Source organism: Mesorhizobium sp. WSM4828, assembly GCF_055811175.1.
In genome coordinates this window covers 1-242 of record NZ_JBVVQK010000135.1, presented here as the reverse complement: position 1 = coordinate 242, position 242 = coordinate 1, and the positions used below count along the sequence as shown (strand labels likewise).

The following is a 242-nucleotide window of genomic DNA, read 5'->3' as shown; positions in this document are numbered from 1 at the left end:
GTGTTCGCGGTGATCGCGGCGCTGATCCTGTTCGGATGGCCGCTCATCCAGAGCAAGTTCTTCCCGAGCAACCCGCCCGCGACGAAGATCGTCGACGGCAAGCAGGTGCCGGTGGCCAATTCTACCGCGAATCCGACCGCCACGACGCCCTCGGCGATCCGCGATCGCCGCGTCGTTCTGGCCGAAACCCCGCGCGTGGCGATCGACACGCCGCGTCTGAAGGGGTCGATCAACCTTAAGGG

The 242-nt window shown here is 66.1% G+C and carries 1 pseudogene; it reads left to right on the top strand.

Annotated features, from left to right (window positions below):
- A pseudogene (locus AC0L2X_RS32645) lies at window positions 1-242 on the top strand (hypothetical protein); the annotation flags it as partial.